General features: G+C 59.3%; 20 protein-coding genes and 2 pseudogenes. 8 read left to right on the top strand and 14 right to left on the bottom strand.

The features are described from left to right. Positions 1–4: 4 nt before the first annotated feature. From tssH to tssA, 11 genes are all read right to left on the bottom strand, one after another. Positions 5–2,662 (bottom strand): type VI secretion system ATPase TssH, encoded by a 2,658-nt coding sequence (gene tssH / locus AB4N48_RS24970; RefSeq protein ID WP_460094478.1) that lies wholly within the window; start codon positions 2,660–2,662, stop codon positions 5–7. Positions 2,663–2,673: 11 nt separating this feature from the next. Further along, positions 2,674–3,681: a type VI secretion system baseplate subunit TssG gene (gene tssG / locus AB4N48_RS24965; protein ID WP_056790879.1), complete on the bottom strand. Its 1,008-nt coding sequence runs from the start codon at positions 3,679–3,681 to the stop codon at positions 2,674–2,676. Continuing rightward, positions 3,645–5,432, bottom strand: coding sequence for a type VI secretion system baseplate subunit TssF (gene tssF / locus AB4N48_RS24960; RefSeq protein ID WP_056790882.1), 1,788 nt, complete (start codon positions 5,430–5,432; stop codon positions 3,645–3,647). The genes tssG and tssF overlap by 37 nt, the downstream gene beginning before the upstream one ends. 79 nt (positions 5,433–5,511) lie before the next feature. Beyond that, positions 5,512–5,889, bottom strand: a complete 378-nt coding sequence (locus AB4N48_RS24955; RefSeq protein ID WP_056790885.1) for a hypothetical protein — start codon at positions 5,887–5,889, stop codon at positions 5,512–5,514. Next, positions 5,886–6,737 (bottom strand): hypothetical protein, encoded by an 852-nt coding sequence (locus AB4N48_RS24950; protein WP_095181221.1) that lies wholly within the window; start codon positions 6,735–6,737, stop codon positions 5,886–5,888. Before AB4N48_RS24950 ends, AB4N48_RS24955 begins: the two co-directional genes overlap by 4 nt. A gap of 4 nt (positions 6,738–6,741) precedes the next feature. Then, entirely contained in the window at positions 6,742–7,248 is a 507-nt protein-coding gene (locus tag AB4N48_RS24945) for a PAAR domain-containing protein (protein ID WP_056790890.1), read from the bottom strand. A gap of 11 nt (positions 7,249–7,259) precedes the next feature. Continuing rightward, a complete protein-coding gene (locus tag AB4N48_RS24940) occupies positions 7,260–7,691 on the bottom strand; it encodes a hypothetical protein (protein WP_252887023.1) in 432 nt (143 codons plus the stop codon). Positions 7,692–7,710: 19 nt separating this feature from the next. Further along, on the bottom strand, positions 7,711–8,118 hold the full coding sequence (gene tssE / locus AB4N48_RS24935; protein ID WP_041476611.1) for a type VI secretion system baseplate subunit TssE: 408 nt from the start codon (positions 8,116–8,118) through the stop codon (positions 7,711–7,713). 9 nt (positions 8,119–8,127) lie between these two features. Further along, entirely contained in the window at positions 8,128–9,603 is a 1,476-nt protein-coding gene (gene tssC / locus AB4N48_RS24930) for a type VI secretion system contractile sheath large subunit (RefSeq protein ID WP_016772499.1), read from the bottom strand. A gap of 28 nt (positions 9,604–9,631) precedes the next feature. Next, positions 9,632–10,135 carry a type VI secretion system contractile sheath small subunit gene (gene tssB / locus AB4N48_RS24925; RefSeq protein ID WP_016772498.1) on the bottom strand — a complete coding sequence of 168 codons (504 nt, stop codon included), beginning with the start codon at positions 10,133–10,135 and terminating at the stop codon, positions 9,632–9,634. 32 nt (positions 10,136–10,167) lie between these two features. Continuing rightward, positions 10,168–11,730 (bottom strand): type VI secretion system protein TssA, encoded by a 1,563-nt coding sequence (gene tssA, locus AB4N48_RS24920; protein WP_056790892.1) that lies wholly within the window; start codon positions 11,728–11,730, stop codon positions 10,168–10,170. A 698-nt stretch (positions 11,731–12,428) separates the two neighbouring features. Here tssA and tssI point away from each other — a divergent pair. From tssI to AB4N48_RS24890, 6 genes and pseudogenes are all read left to right on the top strand, one after another. Then, a pseudogene (gene tssI, locus AB4N48_RS24915) lies at positions 12,429–14,452 on the top strand (type VI secretion system tip protein TssI/VgrG). After that, entirely contained in the window at positions 14,449–15,297 is an 849-nt protein-coding gene (locus AB4N48_RS24910) for a DUF4123 domain-containing protein (RefSeq protein WP_460094477.1), read from the top strand. Before tssI ends, AB4N48_RS24910 begins: the two are co-directional and overlap by 4 nt. After that, positions 15,294–16,085 carry a hypothetical protein gene (locus tag AB4N48_RS24905; RefSeq protein WP_095181219.1) on the top strand — a complete coding sequence of 264 codons (792 nt, stop codon included), beginning with the start codon at positions 15,294–15,296 and terminating at the stop codon, positions 16,083–16,085. The genes AB4N48_RS24910 and AB4N48_RS24905 overlap by 4 nt, the downstream gene beginning before the upstream one ends. Beyond that, positions 16,082–17,537, top strand: a pseudogene (locus AB4N48_RS24900) (lipase family protein); the annotation flags it as partial. The gene AB4N48_RS24905 and the pseudogene AB4N48_RS24900, both read left to right, overlap by 4 nt. A 93-nt stretch (positions 17,538–17,630) precedes the next feature. Next, positions 17,631–18,413, top strand: coding sequence for a hypothetical protein (locus tag AB4N48_RS24895; RefSeq protein ID WP_460143644.1), 783 nt, complete (start codon positions 17,631–17,633; stop codon positions 18,411–18,413). Positions 18,414–18,507: 94 nt separating this feature from the next. Next, entirely contained in the window at positions 18,508–18,864 is a 357-nt protein-coding gene (locus AB4N48_RS24890) for a hypothetical protein (protein WP_150637178.1), read from the top strand. Between the two features lie 97 nt (positions 18,865–18,961). On the opposite strand, the gene AB4N48_RS24885 is transcribed toward AB4N48_RS24890, so the two are convergent. The 3 genes from AB4N48_RS24885 to AB4N48_RS24875 all read right to left on the bottom strand — a co-directional run bounded on the left by AB4N48_RS24885 (position 18,962) and on the right by AB4N48_RS24875 (position 20,763). Then, positions 18,962–19,237, bottom strand: coding sequence for an HU family DNA-binding protein (locus AB4N48_RS24885; RefSeq protein ID WP_003213368.1), 276 nt, complete (start codon positions 19,235–19,237; stop codon positions 18,962–18,964). A 190-nt stretch (positions 19,238–19,427) separates the two neighbouring features. Then, complete coding sequence (locus AB4N48_RS24880) at positions 19,428–20,576, bottom strand: NAD(P)/FAD-dependent oxidoreductase (RefSeq protein ID WP_095181216.1); 1,149 nt, start codon at positions 20,574–20,576, stop codon at positions 19,428–19,430. Positions 20,577–20,595: 19 nt separating this feature from the next. After that, a complete protein-coding gene (locus AB4N48_RS24875) occupies positions 20,596–20,763 on the bottom strand; it encodes a rubredoxin (protein ID WP_305381791.1) in 168 nt (55 codons plus the stop codon). Between the two features lie 201 nt (positions 20,764–20,964). On the opposite strand from AB4N48_RS24875, the gene AB4N48_RS24870 reads away from it, so the two are divergent. Both AB4N48_RS24870 and ubiA read left to right on the top strand, forming a co-directional pair. After that, positions 20,965–21,525, top strand: a complete 561-nt coding sequence (locus tag AB4N48_RS24870; RefSeq protein WP_041476602.1) for a chorismate--pyruvate lyase family protein — start codon at positions 20,965–20,967, stop codon at positions 21,523–21,525. Further along, positions 21,525–22,415, top strand: coding sequence for a 4-hydroxybenzoate octaprenyltransferase (gene ubiA / locus AB4N48_RS24865; protein WP_041476601.1), 891 nt, complete (start codon positions 21,525–21,527; stop codon positions 22,413–22,415). The genes AB4N48_RS24870 and ubiA overlap by 1 nt, the downstream gene beginning before the upstream one ends. Positions 22,416–22,485 lie beyond the last annotated feature (70 nt).

Genomic DNA, 22,485 nt, shown 5'->3' with positions numbered 1-22,485 from the left:
CACCTCAGACGAACTCGCAGGTCACGCTGGAGTTGCCGTCGAGCGTGGCATGCACACGCTTGAGGCTTTCGCCGGTCGCCATCGCATCAAGCAAACGATCGGCCACCAGCGGCAGCACGTGTTGATCGAGCAGATGATCGATCAGGCGCGCGCCGCTTTCGCTTTGTGTGCAACGCTCGGACAGGTGATCGACGAGGTTCTGGCACCAGCTGAACTCCAGCTGACGACGGTTCAGGCGCTCGCCGAGACGGCCGAGTTTGATCTCGATCAGCTCGCGCAGCACCGGGCCGCCCACCGGGTAGTACGGCACCACTTTCATCCGCGCCAGCAGCGCCGGTTTGAAGTGTTTGCTGAGTACCGGGCGAATGGTTTCTTCGAGCACTTCGGCGGTCGGCCGCGCGCCGTATTCGCAGAGTTCGCTGATCTTGTCGCTACCGAGGTTGGAGGTCATCAGGATCAACGTGTTGCGGAAGTCGATCTCGCGACCTTCGCCGTCGTTGGCCACGCCTTTGTCGAAGATTTGGTAGAACAGGTTGAGCACGTCCGGATCAGCCTTCTCGACTTCATCGAGCAACACCACCGAATACGGCTTCTGGCGCACGGCTTCGGTGAGCATGCCGCCCTCGCCGTAACCGACGTAGCCCGGTGGCGCACCAATCAGACGCGAGACGGTGTGCTTTTCCTGGAACTCGGACATGTTGATGGTGGTGATGAAGCGGTCGCCGCCGTACAGCAGGTCAGCCAGGGCCAGCGCGGTTTCAGTCTTGCCGACGCCGCTCGGGCCGACCAGCAGGAACACACCGACCGGTGCATCAGGCTTGTTCAGACCGGCAGCGGTTGCGCGCATCGAACGATCCAGCGCGTGCACGGCTTGCTCCTGACCACGGATGCGTATGCGCAGGTCGGTGGCGAAACTGGCGACCTTGGCGTTGTGCTCGCGGGCCAGTTGCGCCAACGGCACGCCGGTCCAGGCGCTGATCACTTCGGCAACCAGACGCGGGCAGACTTCGAAGCTGACCAGGCGTTCTTTGACTTGCGCGGCAGTCAACGCGGCGTGGGTTTCATGCAGCTGAGCTTCCAGAGCTTCGACGCTCTGGCCTTCTTCGACTTCGGCGACCACAGTTTCAATCACGGTGCCTTCGGCGTCTTCTTCCACGCTGACGGTCGGCTCAACAGCTGCAGCCTCGCGGGCCTTGGCCAGTTGCTGACGCAGTTCCAGCAGACGCTCGGCGAGCTCTTTCTGCTCAGTCCACAGGGTCTCGAGCGCAACCATCTCGCTTTCGGCTTCGTCCAGCCGCGCTTCCAGCGCCTCCAGCGCTTCGTGGTCGATCAGCAGACCGGCCTCGGCATCGCGGCGCAGGGCCTGACGCTGGCGGCCGCCTTCAGCCAGTTCGCCACGCAGGCGCTCGAGGCTTTCCGGGGCCGCAGCGAGGCTGATGCGCACGCGGGCGCACGCGGTGTCGAGGACGTCTACAGCCTTGTCCGGCAGTTGCCGACCGGCCAGGTAACGCGCGGACAATTCAGCGGCGGACACCACCGCGTCATCGCGCAGGTAGATGCCGTGGCTCTTCTCGTAGACCTGAGCCAGACCACGCAGAATGGTCACCGCTTCGCTGACAGTCGGTTCGTGCAGTTGCACGGGCTGGAAGCGACGCGCCAGCGCCGGGTCTTTCTCGAAGTATTTCTTGTACTCGGCCCAGGTGGTGGCAGCGATGGTGCGCAGTTCGCCACGGGCCAGTGCCGGTTTCAGCAGGTTGGCCGCGTCGGAACCGCCGGCATTGCCGCCCGCGCCGATCAGGGTGTGAGCTTCGTCGATGAACAGAATGATCGGTTTTGGCGAGGCTTTGACCTCATCAATCACGCCTTTCAAACGACGCTCGAATTCACCTTTGACGCTGGCGCCGGCCTGCAACAGGCCCATGTCCAGCGAGAGTAATTCAACGCCTTTGAGTACCTGCGGCACTTCACCGGCAGCAATGCGCGAGGCGAGGCCTTCGACGATGGCGGTCTTACCGACACCGGCCTCACCGACGACGATCGGGTTGTTCTTGCGCCGACGGGCAAGGATGTCGACCATCTGCCGGATCGCGCCGTCACGGCACAGCACCGGGTCGAGTTTGCCGTCGCGGGCCTGTTGGGTCAGGTTGTGGGTGAAGCGCTGCAACAGCGATTCGCCCTGTGCGGCCGGTTTGCCGTTGGCCGCCGGTTGCTCCTGTTGCGACAGGGCAAATTCTTTCAGGCGATCAATGTTCAGTTTGGCAAGCAGCGGTTGATAGCGGCTGCCGGCATAACGCATCGGGTTGCGCAGCAACGCCAGGATCAGCGCCGCGTCTTCGACCTGGGTCTGGCCCAGCTCGAGGTTGGCCACCAGCAGTGCGTCTTGCAGCCATTGCACCAGTTCCGGGGCGAACACCGGGTTGCGCGAAGCACTGTGCTCGACCCGCGACTGCAATGCAGCGGTCAGTTCACCGGCGTCGACGTGAGCATCTTGCAACGCGCGCGACAGCAAACCGTTCGGACGCTCGAGCAAGCCCAGCAGCAAGTCTTCGACGAGAATCTTGCTGCCGCCACGGGCGACGCAACGCTCGGCCGAACGTTCCAGATCACGACGGGTTTCGGCGTCCAGCGCCTGGATGAGTTGTTGCAGGTCTACGTTGATCATGGCTCACGTCCTTAATGAATTTTGCTGCCCAGGGTCACCACGCCGTCCGCTTTTTCGCGGCCCAGCCAACTGGTCCAACCGAGGCGACAGGCGTTCTGCTCACCGATGCGCAGTTCGCGGATTTCTTCCTGGCGCAGGACCAGGCGAATGTCGTAATCGAGCGGGTCACGCAAGGTGAACCGCACCAGCGCGCAGAGCGGCTGGTAGCCGAACCCGATCGGCAGGAATTCATGGAATCGCTGCCAGTCGAGTTCGGTGATATGAATGCGGAATTTGCCGCTGCGGTCGCGCACGTGCTCGCCCAGCACCAGGTCTTCACCGAGCACGCTGTTGGCGCGGCCCAAACGATTGCGCTGCTCGTCGAGGATTTCCACCCGGCGCTCGATGCACTGCTCGATGACCAGGTCTTCGTGCTTGAAGTAGTAACGCAGCACGGCTTCGATCAACGCCGCCGAGTGCGCCCGCAAGCTGAGCAGACCGAGGTACGGCAGCAGGCGTTTCCAGTTGAGTTCCTTGGCCTTGCGGATCTCGTCGCCGCCCAGGCCGATCAGCGCAAAAAGTTGCGCCGAGAAGGGATCGATCGCGCCGCTCTGGAAGCTCGCGCGGTAGCGGTACTTGCGCCAGATCGGCAGCATCAGTCGTTGCAGGCGATGGTGGAACAGGTCGAGGAAATTGCGCGTCGGGTTGCCGTCCTCGCTGTCGCCCAGGGCTTGTTCGCCATAGAACGCTGGCAGCGGCGAACCGGAGCCGACCAGGCCGATCAGGTTGAAGCGCATGCGCGCGCGCATCTTGCCGTGTTCTTCGAAAAACTCGACGCGATCGACATCGCTGCGCGGAAAGCCCAGGCTCGGGTTGGCCTGGAACTCGACCTGGTCGTACAGATCGTCTTCGCTCAGATGCGGGTGTGCCTCGCGCAGCCGGTCGATCACCAGCAGCACGGCCTGAAACAGCGAGTACTCGCGTATTACCTTGGTCAGCCCGCTTAAAGCAGGGGCTGCAGGCCCATACGTGGTGTCCATTGGTACACCTCTCCCTGTGTGCTTTTTACCCGCAGCTCATGGAATGAATTGAGACTGGCGTAAAGCGCGAAAAACTCGTTGAGAACCGAAGCGAAGACGAACAGGTCGCCTTCGCCGATATAGCCTTCCGGGTCGATGGTCAGTTCGGTGCGCAAGCCGCGTACCGGCAGACCGCGATGCAGTCGGTCGACGTGGTGATGCTTGATGTGCTTGAGGCCGCCCAGCAGGCGCTTGCTGACCTTCTCCGCGTGCTGGTCGTAGTAGCGCGGCAGGTCGTAGGTTTCCAGAATCACCTTCAACGCATTGACGTCCGCCAGCGACAGATAGTTAAGCGACATGTTGCTGATCAGCTTCCACAGGAAGTCACGGTTCAGCGGCGGCGCGAAACTCGGAGTGGCCGGGGTGATGTTGCGGAAACTGAGGAATTCCGGGGTCTGCTCGCTGGCCATGCAGATGTCGCCGAGCTTGAGCTTTTTCGGCAGGTTCTGGTTGGTGCACATCAGCTCGATCGACAGGGTTTCGTGGGCTTCGGTGTGGCGGATGCCGAAGCTCAGGTAAGTGTCGAGGCCGTCATGCAATAAGGACGAACGCTGGCGAATGCTGTAATGCGGACGGCTGTTGGGCACGTCGAAACTCGGGTCGTGCTCGAAGGACTCGAACGGCACGTATTCCTGATAACCGAGACCGCCGGGCTTCCAGCCAGTGACGGTTTCCACCGAGAACACACCGCAGTTTTCCAGGTCGTATTCCGCCGGCAGCAACAGGTACTCGTCCTGCTTGCCATCGAGACGGATCGGCAGCGCGTCGTGCTCGAACAGATTGACGATCGGCGTGCAGAACAGCTTCACGTTATCGAGGGTCGGGCGCATGCGCATGATGCCGCTCTTGCGGATGTCGAAGCGCAGTTCGAGACCACGCATCTGCTTGAGCGTGTCTTCCGGCAGCGCCTTGAGAATGTCCAGACCGTTGACGTCGACGAACAGGAACTTGTCCTGGAAGGCGAAATATTCCTGCAGGTAGCGATAGCCACGGAAGGTGTTCAGCGGATACGGAATCAACGCTTCTTCTTCGGCAAAGCCCACTGGTTTGACCCGATCACCGGGAATCTTGAACGCCATCGGTTTGCCGCTGACGCCATCAATCGGCTTGCCGGCGGCGTCGAGCGGGATCAGCTCGATGCCTTCGAGGTTGCGCAGCAGGCTCAGATACAGCATCTGGCTGATGTAACGCTCACCGGCAAAGTGCAGGCGCAGCTTGCTCAGTTCCAGTTCGCCGAGGTGGCCGTCGGCGCTCATTTCCAGACGCAGGCTGAGCAGCGAACCGTCGCCCTTCACCGAGTAATTCAGCGCGGCAAGATCCAGCGGCAAGACTTCGGTCGGATAGCAGGTGCGGAAGCGGCAGCGCACGTCTTCTATCGGCTTGCTCTCGATCGGCGTATCGCGCTCAACCAGCAGCGCCGGGCCGGAACGCTTGAGCGGATCAAACTGCAGAATGCTGAACGCCGGCAGCGGGCGCATGTAGTTCGGCCACAGCAACTGCATCAGCGAATGGCTGAGCTCCGGCAGTTCGTCATCGAGCTTCTGGCGCAGGCGCCCGGTGAGGAATGCAAAGCCTTCGAGCAACCGCTCTACATCCGGATCCCGCCCGGCCTGCCCCAGATACGGCGCCAGCGCCGGACTACGCTCGGCGAAACGGCGACCGAGCTGGCGCAGTGCGGTGAGTTCGCTTTGGTAGTAGTGGTTAAAGGACATTTCTGGCTGCCTGGGTATTGATTCGTTTGATTTGAAAAATTAATCGACCAAAAGCACTAATAGCGGAAAACGAAAAAAATCATTTCGCACCCCGGGCCAACAAAAACCTTTCAAACTTGCCGGCCACCAATATCGCCAGCGTAGTAAGTCCGCCTGTTAGAACGATATAGGCCAACGCTCGAACGGGATAAAGCGGCAGCAGATAAACCAATATCAAGGCCACCATAAAAAACACAACACACAACTTAAAACGTCGATTCGGAATTACAGCAACGAGCAAATTAACAAAAATGAATAAGTAAAAAACCATATACATGGCAATTCCAATGGAAGCACCACGGGACGTTAACCCGCCGAATAAAAATTTATAGAGAGAAACACCATAGTAATTAACAACGACGTAAATTACGCAGGTAAAAAAATGGACGAGCAAGCTCCCAGCTATTCTCGTCATCATCTCTTCCACTCTCCGTACGTATCTACAGAGCCCTGCGTAATGAAGCTTTTCAACTTCTGGTCGGAAACGCCGAGATAAACCGTGCTCGTAATTACTTTCTCGCGATAGCCCATTCGCCCCACAAATACTTTTACCGTTTCCGTACGTAGATCAAAGTTCTCGGAGGCCCACAAAGCACCGCGCAGCACCATGTAGTTATCGTATTCATTGGTTTTGTCCTCCTTCGGAAATATAGGAAGACCATCGCCATACTCCATGCCGGTTTCAACGGTTTTCTTGATAGCCGTTTCCACGGACTTGGTTTCCTCCAGATATAACCGGTATGTATCGGTAGCGAATGGTATTTGCCCTACACCGTCAGCCCAGTAAGGTTCGCCCTCGATCATGACCAACAAGAATCCAGAACCGCCCTCCGGACTGTTTTTCCAATCACCCGGCATTTTAGCGGCGAAGCTAATCGACATTCTGTCAACAGCTGCAAACTTGGCAATTTCCGCCCAAGTAAATTGTTTATATGCATTGTATGCATCGGTGCCAGCGACTTTGGACTCGGGATTTATCCAAGATTTTTCCCGATAATTATCAGCTAACGGCTCAAACCACTGAATGGCTTCCGCATACAGTTTTTCGGCCGTCATGATTCTGAACTGTGCATCTGTCGCATTCGGCTTTACCGCGAAGAGAGGCACGCCATTGCCTCTAGTTATCAGCCACATACTTGGCAAAGGAAGCTTTTTCGGCTCTTTATCCTCGCTAGGCGTAGTTTCGCCTTCAATTTTCAACTCCGTTTTACCATCGGAGGTCTCGAAAATATGTGCGATGCCATCGATAACAATAGAGGTTTCCACGTGCTTACTCCGCCGACACGTAGATGGTAACCATCTCGCCTTGTTTACCCGTCGAGAAACATCCCGTGCCACCGGCCGCCGATGAACGTCCTGCTTTTTCTAATCCACTCTCAGAAACCATTCTGTAATTCAAGTTCTCGACGGGCTGTCCATCCGCTGCATGGAAGGAAAAAACACGGTTAAAGACTCCGGGAATAACAACAGGCTCTGGCGGCACAAACGGCGCTGGCGTATGCGAATTGCCAATAATCACCGTCCCGGACCCAGCCGTGACCTTGTTGCCGTGAGATCCAACCGAACCTACTGTCGCAGCCGGTTTGCCGTTGATCAGAACAGTGGTCGCCAAGCCGCCCGACAGCGCACCACCACACGCCGAGGCATCGCCTTGGCGGGCGGCCGCGAGGCCATCGAAAAACACGTCGCCGGAACCGGCGGCGATCGGGTTGGTACCGTGGCCGGGGAGCGGGCAAGCGGTGGGGTCGGATACGCGTGCTGCGGGTTTGCCAGACATCGGGGATCTCCTTAGTTGACCTTCACTTGACGACTGTTTATTTCCTGTCCACACGCTGGAATATTCCAGCCCTCGTAACCGGTCGCTGTCGGATAAATCGCATGGCCGGATACCCACTGCGAACGTTCATCGAAAGTGAACTCGTTCTGCCAAAGCAACCATTCGGACGATTTCAACAGCGTGCCGTCTTTTGCGTAAACGCGGAAAAAGGCTTCGCTGGCGAACAGCTTGAACAGCTTTCCGGGTATGCCAATGGCTGAGTACTGCGGAATGTAGGAGCGGAGGGAGCACGTTCCATTGTCACTCCAGACAATCGAGTACTCGTCGGCCAGCCGTGCTGCCGTCGTTTTCACGTAACAGGCAACTGAAATCAGGGCAGTGGCGGTTAGAACCAGAAAGAGCAACACGCTCCGTCCCAACTTTGGCAAAACACCTTGATTCACGGCGCTCTCTCGCATGGTCCTAATTCACCTTGACTTGACCGCTGCCATCCAGGCGCGCGGAGAAACTGACCTGACGCTTGAAACCCTCGACTTCCAGCAGGCCTTCGATACTGAAGGCCAGGCGCAGTTGATCGTGGTCACGCGGCAGGGAAATGACACGCACGTTGCTCAGGCGTGGCTCGTAGGCTTCGATGAAGTTTTCGATAGCCAGACGGGCCTGACTCAGCGAGTCGTGCAGGCTCAGGCGCATGTCATTGAGATCGGGCAACCCGTAGTCGGCCAGCGTTTGCACGCTGCCGGCCCGGGTGCTGAGCATTTTGGCCAGATGGGCAGCCACTGACGCCATGGCGCAAGCCTCAAGGCTGTTGCCCTTGCGTAGTTGTGCGTCGCCGTTGAGGCGTTCGAACAGGCTGCCGTATCCGTCCATGAGTCGCTCTTACTCTTTGTCCAGCTTGCCAACCAGCGACAGGGTGAAATCGGCACCCATGTACTTGAAGTGCGGACGCACGTTCAAGCTCACGCGGTACCAGCCCGGCTCGCCTTCAACGTCGCTGACGATCACTTGCGCAGCGCGCAGCGGACGACGGCCACGCACTTCGGCGCTCGGGTTTTCCTGGTCGGCAACGTACTGACGGATCCACTTGTTCAGTTCCAGCTCGAGGTCGGTACGCTCTTTCCACGAACCGAGTTGCTCGCGCTGCAGCACTTTCAAGTAGTGAGCCAGACGGTTGACGATCATCATGTACGGCAGTTGGGTGCCGAGCTTGTAGTTCAGCTCTGCCGCCTTGCCTTCTGCGCTGATGCCGAAGAACTTCGGCTTCTGCACCGAGCTGGCGGAGAAGAACGCCGCGTTGTCGGAGCCTTTGCGCATGGTCAGGGAGATGAAGCCTTCCTCGGCCAGTTCGTATTCACGACGGTCGGAAACCAATACCTCGGTAGGGATCTTGGTTTCGATTTCGCCCATGCTTTCGAAGTGGTGCAACGGCAGGTCTTCAACCGCGCCACCGCTCTGTGGGCCGATGATGTTCGGGCACCAGCGGAATTTGGCGAAGCTGTCGGTCAGCTTGGTGCCGAACGCGTAAGCGGTGTTGCCCCACAGGTAGTGCTCGTGGCTGTTGGCAACGGTTTCCTTGTACACGAACGATTTCACCGGGTTTTCTTCCGGATCGTACGGGTTACGCAGCAGGAAACGCGGCACGGTCAGGCCAACGTAGCGCGAGTCTTCCGAGGTACGGAAGCTCTGCCATTTGGCGAATTGCGGGCCTTCGAAGTGATCTTTCAGGTCTTTCAGATCCGGCAGGCCGGTGAAGCTTTCCAGACCGAAGAATTTCGGGCCGGCGGCAGCGATGAACGGCGCGTGGGACATGCACGAAACGCTGGCCACGTACTGCATCAGCTTGACGTCTGGCGAGCTTGGCGACATGTAGTAGTTGGCGATGATGGCGCCCACTGGCTGACCACCGAACTGGCCGTATTCAGCGGTGTAGATGTGCTTGTACAGGCCCGACTGCATGACTTCCGGCGAATCTTCGAAATCGTCCAGCAGGTCTTCTTTGGAGACGTTGAGGATTTCGATCTTGATGTTTTCGCGGAAGTTGGTGCGGTCGACCAGCAACTGCAGACCACGCCACGACGATTCCAGCGCCTGGAAATCCGGGTGGTGCAGGATCTCGTCCATCTGACGGCTGAGCTTGGCATCGATCTCGGCGATCATGCGGTCAACCATGGCTTTCTTGACCGGCTCACCGTTGTTCTGCGGCTTGAGCAGCTCTTCGATGAACGCCGACACGCCACGCTTGGCGATGTCGTAGGCTTCGTCGTCCGGGGTCAGACGGGTTTCGGCGATGATGCTGTCGAGAATGCTGTATTCGCCGCTGGCGGCGCTCTTCTCTTGTGCTGCGCTAGTGCTCATTGTGTTGGCTTCCTTGGCTACTGGAGTCTCAGGCGTCCGGGGCTGCGGCGTTCAGGCCCAGCTCACCGAGTACGCGACCGCGGGATTCGTCGTCGGCGAGCACGCCTTCGATCGCTTTACGGAACGCAGGTGCGTTACCCAGCGGGCCTTTGAGGGCCACCAGCGCATCGCGCAGTTCCATCAGTTTTTTCAGCTCAGGCACTTGCTCGACCAGGCTGGCCGGGTTGAAGTCCTTCATCGAATTGACGCGCAATTGCACGGCCAGCTCTTCAGCCTCGCCATCTTCCTGCAGACGGTTCGGCACGCTCAGCGTCAGACCCAGCTCTTGCTTGGCCAACACTTCGTCGAAGGTCATCTTGTCGATGCTGATCGGCTTGCGATCTTCGATTTTGCGATCGTCCTTGCGGTGGGTGTAGTCACCGATTGCCAGCAGCTTCAGCGGCAGTTCAATCTCTTCCTGAGCTCCGCCGGTGGCGGGTTTGAAGGTGACGTTGATGCGTTCCTTGGGGGCTACCGAGCCTTCTTTGGCCATGGCTTTTCTCCTTGCGGTTGTGGCCCTGGGGCCTATTCGAGTACCACTTCGAGGTCGAGGTGGCACAGCCTGCGATAAATCTCTTCCTTGCTTTCACGTACGGCGTGGTTCTGCGGCAACAACTCGCAGCAACTGTGCAGCAGGTGCAGCACTTGCAATGCAAGATCGGGCTCCCAGGCGTGCAGGCCTGAGTCCTGTAATGTCTGATCGAGGGTTTCGAGCTGGTTCTTGGCCAGTTCGTATTTCTTGGCCAGGAAACACAGCCGCGCGAGGGTGAACTGCCAGAAGAAGCGTTCGCGGCCACCGTGGGCCGATTGCAGACCCTGCTTGAGAATCTGCACGGCCGGCTTCAAGCCTTCCTTGCGCAGAATCGGCTGGACTTCCTCGAGGGCTTTTTCCCAGGCCGGCTGGGTTTCGACGTTCTCGCTTTCGACCTTGCGCGGCGCGCTGGCGCTTTGCAGGTGCGGCATGACATTGGCGGCGATCCACGCCCGGGTGGACGGATCGGCAAACGGCGCGCCGTCATGGAAGCGCAACTCGATGATGCCCGGCAGGCGCTGAATCAAAAGCGCGAAGTGGATTTCCACTTCGCGCATGGCCAGCTCGGCGTTGAGGTTCTGGAGACATTCCCAGACCATCCTCTGGCCATCGAACCAGAACGGCGCCTTCGCCAGGCTCGCCTCCAGTTCCACCAGCAGGTCGGCGTATTTGCCCTGATCGAAACGGTCCTGATAGAGCTTGAGTTTTTCCAGCGGCAGGCCGCGCAGCACGGTGATCTGCTCGGCGTTGCGCTCGGGCACGGCGTCGATGGTCATCCACAGCAGCGTGCGATTGAGGCGCAGGGCACGCAGATCGGTAGCCTTCTGCTTGAGCCACCAGGCACACAACGGCCGGGCGCTGTCCTGCTGGGCGCGCAGGGCTTTGTGCGCATCCCGCTCGTTGTCGATCGGTGCGCCAGGAGTGAGCAGCTGGGTCGCGGCCTGCTTGACCTGCGCCACCGCCGCGCCCACCACGCCGGGCGCCGGCTGGTTGTCGGCGGCGCGCTGAATCATGGTTTTCAGGCGGCGGGAGATCGGCAGCAGCAGTGGCGCGTCATCGCCCAGATGTTCAGTGCACGCGGCCTCAAGACCGGCCAGGTGCTCAGAGAGCTGCCGGAACATCGGCAACTGCTCTTTGATCGCAATGTTTTCGGTGATGACCTGCTCGAGACGCGGCACCAGCCAGCCGATCGCGGCGGCACGGGTGCGGGGTTTGAGCGGGTGGACGTCGGCCCAGTTGTTTTCCGACAGATGGTGCAGCAGACCGAGGCCGGCAAGCAGCCCGGGGAAGGATTCGCGCTGGTACAGCGACCACGTCAGCCAGGCGCCGACACGCAGATCCTTGGATTGGGTACGCAGCAGATTTTCACTGTTTTCGCGGATTTTCAGCCAGTCGATCTGCCCGCTTTCGTGCATCGACGAAGCCTTGGCCAGCTCACTTTCCAGCGCCTCGAACTCGCTCGAAAAACGAACGTCTTCGCCCGCGAAATTCTCTTTGGAAACAGAGACTTTTGCGAGTTCGAGGTAATGGGCGGAAAGTTTGCTTGAGTAGGACATCCATGGCCTTTATTAAGGATTACAGTCATGCGCGCGAATGGAGTTTCAGCAACGCGGGACAGTATCGAAGAGCAGTTCAGCGACTCATCCAATTGAGATGTGCTCTTTCAAGTGGGCGCATCGTAATCACTATGATGGCCACTAGCAAGCATCTGATTAAACAACAAGACGAACTGTTCATTGCGATCTGTAGGAGATCGCCCTATATGTCGCAGGGGTTTCCCTGATGCCGTTTATAAATCAGCGCATTTTCCCGGCTCCCGCCAAACCATTGTCCCAGAGCCTCGGCCGCAGCCGGGCGAGTTTACCTGACGCCCGCACCCTCGAGCGGCGTGCAGCATGCCAAATTCAAAAAAAAATAGAAGTAGGACACTTCCTAAAATGACCGGGTTCCATCGAGAAGTTTGCAGCGACAACGATCAATGCAAAAAGTGCCACTATAATGATGGCATTTCATTATTCTGAAACTTTACTCCCCCGGCAAATACTGGCACTTCGATAGTTATCCGAGCCGCGTCCTACAGACACTTCTCGCATCCCAACCAAGACTTCCACACCGGAATACTCTGACAAATTTCAGGGATACTTCTTACATCAATTAGTTTGCCGCGCCGCTAGCTTGCCTTGGCAACTTTTCATGCGCGGCGATCAGGGAGGACGGTATCGCGCGTTGACTCACTTTGCTTAAGGACAAGCCCATGTTCGGCAAAGGCCACTGCGCGCCATTCTCACTGCATATCCCGGCCATTCGTCACGACTTCAAGGTGCTCGCGTTCACTGGCACCGAAGCGATCAGTCAGCTGTACGCATTTCGCATCGAGCTGGTGAGCGAGTACGCGGATTTCGATCTGGAAAGCCTGCTCAGCCAGCCTGCTTTTCTGCAATTCGGGTTAGCGGGCGAAGGCATTCACGGGCGGATCGAAAATGTCATGCTCGGCGAATCGGGAAAGCGCCTGACCCGCTATGAGCTGTCACTGGTACCGGCGCTGCATTATCTGCAAATGAGCCACGACCAGCGGATTTTTCAGCAACTGACAGTGCCGCAGATCATCGCGCAAGTCCTCAAAGGCCATGGCATCCAGGCCGATGACTTCACGTTCAATGTCGCCGCCGGTGAGCCTCGTGAGTACTGCACGCAATACGGCGAAAGCGACTTCCTGTTCATTCAGCGCCTGTGCGCCGAAGAGGGTATTGCCTGGCACCACCAGCATTCGCTCGACAGGCACTTGCTGGTGTTCAGCGACAGCCCGGTGTTCGCGCGCAAATTGGGTACGACAGCCTTCGGGTGGATAGCGGCATGGTCGCCGAACACCCGGTGGTCAACCACCTGAGCATGGGCTTCAACACCCGTACCAGCACGGTCACCCGCCGCGACTATGACCTCATGCGCCCAAGCCTGCTGCTGGAAAGCCGCTTCACCGCCGAGTTCACGCCGGCTCTGGAGGACTATCGCTATCCACTGCTGATCAAGTCCGAGAAGCACGGCAAACAGCTGGCGCGTCAGGCCTTGGAGCGCCATCGCAGCGACTATCAATGGATTGAAGGCAAAAGCAATCAGCCGATTTTGCGCAGCGGTCACCTGTTCAAGCTGAGCGAACATCCCAGGGCCGACTGCAACGAGTTGTGGCTGTTGGTCAGTCTCAGTCACGAAGGCAAGCAACCGGCAGTACTCGAAGAGGCTTTCAGCAGCGAGGCGAATCCTGCCGATGGTTTTTCCCAGGGCTACCGCAATACCTTCAGGGCCATTCCCGCAGAGGTGGTTTACCGTCCGCCTTTGCCCGCGCCAAGACCCTTGCTGGTCTGCCAGACCGCGCGCGTTACCGGGCCTCCCGGAGAGGAGATCTTCTGTGATGAATACGGCAGGGTTCGTGTCGAGTTTCCTTGGGATCGCGCTGAACGCAACAGCGAAAAAAGCAGCTGCTGGTTACGCGTAGCGTCCAGTTGGGCAGGTGACGGATTCGGTGCGGTGACCATTCCCCGGGTCGACATGGAAGTGGTCGTGACCTTCCAGGAAGGCGACCCGGACCAACCGCTGATTACCGGCTGCGTCGCCAACAAGGTCAATGCCGTCGCTCATCCCTTGCCGGCGAGTAAAACTCGCACGGTATTACGCAGCCAGAGCTCACCGCGCAATGGCGGCTACAACGAGCTGTCGGTCGAGGATCGCGCCGGGCAGGAGAAGATCTACCTGCGCGCGCAGCGCGACCTTGAGCAACTGATCCTCAACGACAGCCGCAGCCTGATCACTCGTGACCGCCATGAGCATGTCGGCAATGACAGCACCAGTCTCATCGAGGGCAAGGATTCGCGCACTCATCAAGGACTGCGCAGCACAGTAATCAACGCCGATGACTTGTTGCAGGTCAGCGGTACCAGCAGCCAGACCCTGGGCGCTCTGGTGATCCAGGCCGGCCAGCAGGCGCATGTCACGGCAAGCAACGTGGTGATCGATGCCGGCATGAGCCTGACGCTGTCAGCGGGCGGTCATCACATCGTGATCAATGCCGGCGGGATTTTCAGCAGCGTGCCCATCGTTCAGGGCGGCGCGCCACTGCCGGCTCTCGCACCGCTACAACCGCTGCAAGTTGAGGCCGGCCTGCCAGCTGCGATCAACGCCACGCCGCTGTCGATCGTCAACAGCGCCCGCCAGCAGGCAGCGGATTTTTGCCCGCTGTGCGAAGCCTGCGCGGCGGGTCTGTGCGAGCTGGGAGAAGTCGCATGAGCCCGGTCGAACAATGGTTGCACGCTCAGTCCCGCGCCGGCTGCGAACTGTATCTGATGCTCGACACCGACGGCCAAAGGGCAGAGCACGCTGCGTTGACCCGCGACCTCGGCACCGAGCGGTTTCGTCCGCTCTACAGCGGCACGCCGGCCGAGTCGCTGGTGCCGACCGGCCCGCTGCTGTTGCAGATAGATACGGCGCAGCATCCCGCCCTCCAGACCTTGCTCGCCACGCCCGAGCGCAATTGGGGCTGGCTGGCCAGTGCCCGTCACGTCGAACTTGATCTGCTGGCGGCGCATTGGCGCGAGCGCCTGATAACCGGCGAACGTCCGAATCAGGCGGTGTACCGCGTGCATGACAACCGGGTTCTGGGCCGTGCGCTGGCGCACCTGCAACCCGAGCACCGCGCGGCGTTTCTCGGGCCATTCAACAGCGTTTGCTATTGGCACGCAGAACGATGGAACGCCATCGACAACCCGGACCCCGGCCACCACCCGCTGCCGATGGATCCGCCGTGGCTGCACACGCCGACCCCGGAGCTGATCTACGCCAACGTGCTGTTCGACAACACCCGCCGTTACCTGGTCGGCGAACACACCGAAGCCATGGCCGAGCTGGCCGAACAACTGGACGTCGATGAATGGTTGTGGGGCCTGATTCAACTGACGCACCTGTGGGGCTGGCAACAACCGGAGCACGTGCATTTCTTGCTGACCCGCAGTTTGCAGTTACCGGGATATCGGCCAGGCAAATCATGGCTGCCCAAACCCGGTGAAGATCCGGCGATGCATTTTGAGCGGGTATATCAGGAAGCGTTGTATTGGCAGGGAGAGGTAGGTCGATGAGGAACTTGAAACGAGGGTTGCTGCTGAGTGGTTGCCTGGGATTGCTGGTGGGTTGTACGACGGTGAAGACCCCGAACACCTTTATGTTTGTTCCGGATTTTCCACCTGGATTCAAGTACGACCTGACGGCCACCTATGTTCCGGCCAAGGGCCAAACATGCACCGTGCCTGGCGGGAGAAACACTCAGCTGGGATACAACAAAACCAATATGAAGTACCAAGGGACTTCCGAGATCCCGCTGTACAGAACCGTAAGCGAATGTCCGCTGGCGCTGAATTACATCGAGATCAAGGTCATCGGTATTTATGGTTCAGGGCGAAGCAACTTCAGCTATGACTACGCCTCGATTGCTGTACGTCCGGAGTTGCTGGAACGACAGATGGGTAGTTTCAGAGATGACGAGACAGCTGAGTTCTTTGGTGAGTGCATGTGGTCTTTTCGCACGGTGGGCCCGAAGCGTTATCTGATCAAACTGCTGACCTGCAAAAAAATGGATGCACAGGGCAATGTCGGGCGGAGCCGTCCTTTCACGGCGTACACGCTGACTCAGCTTTCTGGAAAAACGGTGACTCTGAAAATCCAATTATCTGAGCGGGAAAAGCCCGCTTTTGGTGACACGTGGGTAAAAGTGCCCGGCGGATGGAAGCGCTGCATGGGGAAAGCCTTTGAGGATCAGGATGCGTTCTGTTTCGGCAATTACAAAGACTTCAGCACATTCAGGATGGTAGACGAGCGCATCTGCACTATTTACCCCGATTGCACTGAAAACAAGGATCAGACCCCATGAGCATTGAGCCGACAGATTCCGGCATTGCGGCCTTTATGCAAGGCAACATCCACGCCTGCCCAAGACGCGGACAAGCCACAAGTTTTCAATTGGTGGACGAGTTCGGTGATGGCAAACCCTACGCCGGTTTGACCTACGAAGCCGTCGATTACGAAGATATTGTTTATACCGGCAAACTGGATTCCTCGGGCTCCGGAAAAGTTCTTGATCATTACTGCGGTCCCGTAACCCTGAAGCTCAGTCAGTTTTATCAGGGTAAAGAGGAAGTATATGCGCGACTGAAGGAACGACCGCACTACCCTCTCCCCATCACCGAACTCCAAGTCCGCGCCGAAAAAACCCGCTTCTTCCACAAAACAGGCACTCGCACCCAGGCCAACCCCGCCAAGGACCTGTCCGAAACCGATGCGTACTGCCAGGTCGAAGTCAGTGAACTGGTAAAATACATCGCCCACTTGCCGCCGCTGGCTGCTCGTCGCGACGCTCCGAAGAGGGCGGCGCACAAGCTCATGCGCCCCGCTGCGAAGTCCAGAGACTTCACGGTCGTCGATAAAACTTCTGCGGATGGCGGACTGCACACCATCTTGAGTGCGGCGGAGATGGCCACCGTCGAGTTGGGGTTTTCCCCGCCGCCGCCCAAGGGCGTCGCACTGCTGCCGAACAAACACCATGTGCTGGAAGTACGGCCGATGAGAGCGCTACGGCCAATGCTGTCGACAGGCGACGCGTTCTGCGCGCTCAACCTTTATCAGCTGTCGGTGATGGCGACGCTGAGCTACACCGATTTCGGACAGGAACCCAACACTCAACCGGTGCAGACCGACACGGTAAGCTTTCCGCTACAGCCCAGCAGCGGCAACTGGTTCGGCCACGCGCTGCCGCAGTTCGATGAGTTGTGGAAGGTCGATGACTCACAATCGCAGAAATACTATCCACTGTATGAAGACGTGCCGTATTCGAAACGCCTGGAAGTGGTGCCGTTTGACCCGAATCTTTACCCCGAAGTGAATGACCCCGCGTTAGGGAATCAACAAGAACACCCCGCCAGACTGCATTTTTTCGATGATCGCAAACAGGTCGAAAGCACGGACACTCAGGCTTTCATCTGCCACCACGACGAACTGATCCTGATCAGCGTACGCGGTACCAGTGAGATCTGGCCCGACGGCCGGCGTGACGGCGATGCCTATCAGGTTCCCTTTGCCGAAGGCGAAGGCAAAGTGCACCGCGGTTTCTACGGTGGCGCTTTGGCGGCTTATCCATTTATCGTGACTTATCTGGAAAAATTCTACAGCGGGCAAAAGCTGCTGATCACGGGTCACAGTCTGGGCGGTGCAGTTGCACTGATCCTGTCCGAGATGCTGAGACGCAACCTGGAGTTCTCCCCCGCAAATCGTGCTCTACACCTACGGCGCCCCCCGCGCCGGCGACACCACCTTCATCGAAAGCGCCAGATCGCTGGTGCATCACCGCATCGTCAATCAGAACGATCCGGTACCGAGCGTGCCGGCGACCTGGATGAACACCTTTGCCAAGCCTGGGCCGATGTACGCAACCAACGCCGTGGTGCTGGGCTTCAACCCGGTCGCCGGCCTCGGCCTGCTGATCTGGGGAATCATCAATTTCTTTGGCGACGACTATGGGCATCACGGTGCTTTGCGCCATTTCATGCCCGTTGAGTTCGACAAGGACCACCGATCCTCCCTTCTCTGGGAGCCGGGTTGCAGCACGATCGTCGATCACGGCTGCGCCAAGGCCCTGCGCGCTACGAACGGCTTGCCCGAACGCGGATCGTTTCTGCGGCAGTTGTTCGACCGGGGTCACCACTCAATGGTCGGCAGCTACATCCCCGGCTGCTGGGCCAGCTTGCGCCGTTGGCAGGAAGCACTGCAGCTCAAGCGTTCGCTGGTGACCAATCGCGAATACGAGTGGGTCAGCAGCGCCCTGGAGAATATTCAGCAACAGCTGCGGGCCGTTAAGCGCGATCTGCAAAACAACCACCGTTCTTACGTGCGAGAGCAGGAGCGCGCGCACAAGACGCTGATGCTCAATCAGGAAATAGACAAGATCAGCATGACCAAGGCCCGCCTGACAGCGCTGCGCAGTCAACGGGTCACCGAGGTCGACGTTTACGGCAGCTATGCCGACCAGCCCGAATGGGTCGAGGAAAGTCTGCTGCGCTGGAACGCCCACCCTGAAAACCTGGTTCAGGAGCAACTGGCGATGATCCCGCCAGCCGCTGAAGACCACGACGCCGCTATCGCCGCGATGACCGGTGGACATGCAGTTGGCGCGCCGTTTCAGCTGGATATTGATTCGATTGTGTAGCGCCTGAACAACGGGCGGGCAAAACATGGCTGTGCCAGAATCCAACGCTCGAAAATGCGCTCCCTCTACTACAACTGCCAAGGAGCTTCATTTCATGGAACTGAAACCACTGTTTTTCGCCGCACTGATGTGGCTGCCCGCCTCCCAAGCGTCAGCGGACACCCCACAGCTGGAAGGCCATTACTACCTGACCGGCGCAATGGAAATGGGCGCCGAGTTGCTGTTGCGAAACGACGGCACCTTTGATGCCGGTGTGGCGTATGGCAGCGCCGATGGCTTTGCCAAAGGCACCTGGAAAGTCGAGAACCAGACAGTACTGCTGGAAAGCAAAACCAAGCCTGCCTCCAACAGCGATCTGGGCGGACTGTTCCAGGACCTGCAACTGGCGATCGAGCCAAACTGCCTGGCCGTGGATTTCGGCAACGGCAAGGCCTGCTTCCGACGCCAGTAAGCCAACAGACAGCCACAAAAAATGGGCACCCGACCGCAATCGGTGTGCCCATTTTTCATTTGCGGTTCTCCCCGTCATTCAGGGGAGCACGCCGCCATCAAGGATTGACGCTGTCTTTCAACGATTTGCCTGGCTTGAACGCCACGGTGTTGCTGGCCTTGATCTTGACCGGTTCGCCGGTCTGCGGGTTTTTGCCGGTGCGGGCGCCGCGGTGGCGTTGCAGGAAGGTGCCGAAGCCGACCAGCGTCACGCTGTCCTTGCGGTGCAGGGCGCCGGTGATTTCTTCGAGGACGGCGTTGAGGACGCGATTGGCCTGTTCTTTGGTCAGGTCTGCCTTTTCGGCGATTGCAGCGGCGAGTTCTGGTTTACGCATTAGTGAAGCCCCTTTGACGGTTTTTTGTTGTTATGTCCGTGCTGTTCTCGTTGGAACAGCGCCCAAGGCGCCGCAGGCTCTACTCTGCGGCAGACGGGAGTGAGAATGGCACGCCGCCAACGGCGGCGCCAGTCTCCCCAAGACCTTTGTCGGGGCAAAAGAGCGGTGTTTGCGACAGAACGACCGGCATTTACGCCAGCAACGGCGGCAGTTGTTTGTTGAGGGCCAGTTTTTCCATGACTGCCCCGCCGGTCAGGGCGTATCCGAGTAACTGACCGTCGGCACTGTGGCACAGCGCTTTGATGTCGGCGCCCTGCCCTTCGACGCTCCAAATGCCTTCGCTGCCCCGTGGCGGCGGCGAAACCACCAGCGGGCACACCGGGGTTTTCACGGTGATCGGCATCGGCCCATAGCTGACCGCGGTCGGGTTTCCGGCGAGGGTTTGCGCCAACGCGCGCGCGCAACTCATTAGCGGCATCACGTAAAGCAGGTTGAGCCCGTCGACTTCGGCGCAATCGCCCAAGGCGTAAATGTTGGCGTGAGAGGTCTTCAGGTAACGATCGACCATCACGCCGCGATTGATCTGCACGCCGGCAGCCGCTGCCAGATCGATGCGCGGGCGCAGACCGATCGCCGAGACCACCACATCGCACGGGATGATCTGACCGTCGGACAGGTGCGCTTCCAGGCCATCGACTACTTGCTCAAGGCGGGTCAGCACCGGGCCGAGGTGAAACTTCGCCCCGATACTTTCCAGCCCGGCCTGCACGGCCGCCGCAGCGGCAGGATGCAAAAGCATTGGCATGACTTGTTCGCACGGCGCGACCAGTTGCACTTCGTAGCCGCCGAGAATCAGGTCATTGGCAAATTCACAGCCGATCAGCCCGGCGCCGAGCAACAACACCCGACGCTTGCCCGCGGCTGCGGCACGAAAGCGCGCGTAGTCTTCCAGATCGTTGATCGGAAATACCAGTTCCGCGCCGTCGCCTTCGATCGGCACGCGCACGGTTTCCGCGCCCCAGGCCAGGATCAGATCACGATAAGGCACGGCTTCTTCACCGATCCACAAGCGTTTGTGGCCGGCGTCGATGCCGCTGATGCGCGTGTGGGTGCGCACTTCGGCCTTCAACTGCTCGGCCATGGCGCCGGGTTCGGCCATGCTCAGGCCGTCGGCGTCCTTGTTCTTGCCGAAGCCGGTGGAGAGCATCGGCTTGGAGTAAGAGCGGCCGTCATCGGCGGTGATCAGCAGCAGCGGGGTTTCGCTGTCGAGCTTGCGAAACTCGCGGGCCAGGTTGTAGCCCGCAAGCCCGGTGCCGATGATGACGACTGGTGCGCTCATGCCTTACTCCTCTATTTGCTTAGTTGATTTCAATCATTTCGAAGTCCATTTTGCCGACGCCGCAGTCGGGACACAGCCAGTCTGCCGGTACGTCTTCCCAGCGGGTGCCCGGCGCGATGTCGTCATCCGGCCAACCCTCGGCTTCGTTATAGATCAGGCCACAGACGATACATTGCCACTTCTTCATTCAGGTACTTCCTCAGGGTTCAGGCGTAGTGCCGGCGCGGACGGTCGATGGGTGTTGCGCTGCCATCCTGCTCAGGGCGTTTTGTACTGAGGGTGCCGCGCAGATGCAAGCCTGTTCGGCGCAACGGCGGCCGGCGCCGCTCAATCCTGTCGCCTGCCATGGTAAGCTCGCCGCCTCATTTGCGGCCAATAATGACTCATTGTGCAACATTCAAATGCCTGCCCCGCCCCGCTCTGGCTGACCCAAGACCGCCTGACGCCCCGCCCCGATCCGTTGACCCTGGACTGGTTGTTCGACGAAGGTTCGCTGACCCGCCGTTTGACCCGTTTGTCCGAGGATGGCTTCAGCGTGTCGCCGTTGTTCGAAGGCTGGGACACCCTGCGCGCTGATGAATGCGCGGCACTGGATCTGGCCGAGGGCAGCGAAGGCTGGGTGCGTGAGGTGTATTTGCGTGGTCATGGCGAAGCCTGGGTGTTTGCCCGCAGCGTCGCCTCGCGCGCCGCCCTGCAAGGTGATGGTTTACACATGGATGAACTGGGTAGCCGCTCGCTGGGCGAATTGCTGTTTTGCGATCGCGCATTTCAACGCCGCGCCATTGAAGTCTGCCACTACCCTGAACAATGGTTGCCGCCAGCGGTGCAAGCCCCTGCACTGTGGGGCCGGCGTTCGCGTTTCGACCGTGGCACGCTGAGCGTGCTGGTCGCGGAAATCTTCCTGCCGAGCCTGTGGGACGCCGCCCGCGCCCATCCGGAGAACTGCTGATGTATCAGAGCCTGCTCAAGTCCCTCAACCGTCTGAACCCGCGCGCCTGGGATTTCGTTCAGTTGACGCGCATGGACAAGCCGATCGGCATTTACCTGCTGCTGTGGCCGACGCTGTGGGCGTTGTGGATTGCCGGCAAGGGTTCGCCGTCGCTGGCCAACATTGTCATCTTCGTCCTCGGCGTGGTGCTGACCCGTGCCGGCGGCTGCGTGATCAACGACTGGGCTGACCGCAAGGTCGACGGCCACGTCAAACGCACCGCGCAACGGCCGCTCGCCGCTGGCCGGATCAGCTCGAAGGAAGCGCTGGTGTTCTTTGCCGTGCTGATGGGGATCAGTTTTCTGCTGGTGCTGTGCACCAATGCGCCGACGATCTGGCTGTCGCTCGGCGGTCTGGCGCTGGCGTTCACTTATCCGTTCATGAAGCGCTACACCTACTACCCGCAAGTGGTGCTGGGCGCGGCGTTCTCCTGGGGCATGCCGATGGCCTTTACCGCCGAGACCGGCGAGTTGCCAGCGGCGGCGTGGCTGCTGTGGATTGCCAACCTGCTGTGGACGGTGGGCTACGACACTTATTACGCGATGACCGATCGTGATGACGACCTGAAGATCGGCGTGAAATCCACGGCGATTCTGTTTGGCGAGGCGGATCGGGTGATCATCCTCAGCTTGCAGGCGCTGTCATTGGGCTGCCTGATTCTGGCCGGGTCGAAGTTCGAGCTGGGGATCTGGTTCCACCTCGGCTTGCTGGTAGCTGCGGGATGTTATGCGTGGGAGTTCTGGTACACACGCAGCAAGGACCGCATGCGCTGCTTCCAGGCCTTTTTGCACAACCACTGGGCAGGGTTGGCGATATTTGTCGGGATCGTGCTGGATTACGCACTGCGCTGACTGAAAAGATCGCAGCCTGCGGCAGCTCCTACAGGTCCTACTCATTCCAGTGTAGGAGCTGCCGAAGGCT

The sequence above is a fragment of the Pseudomonas sp. S2_C11 genome (assembly GCF_054668395.1).
This window is presented reverse-complemented; position numbering and strand designations above follow the sequence as displayed.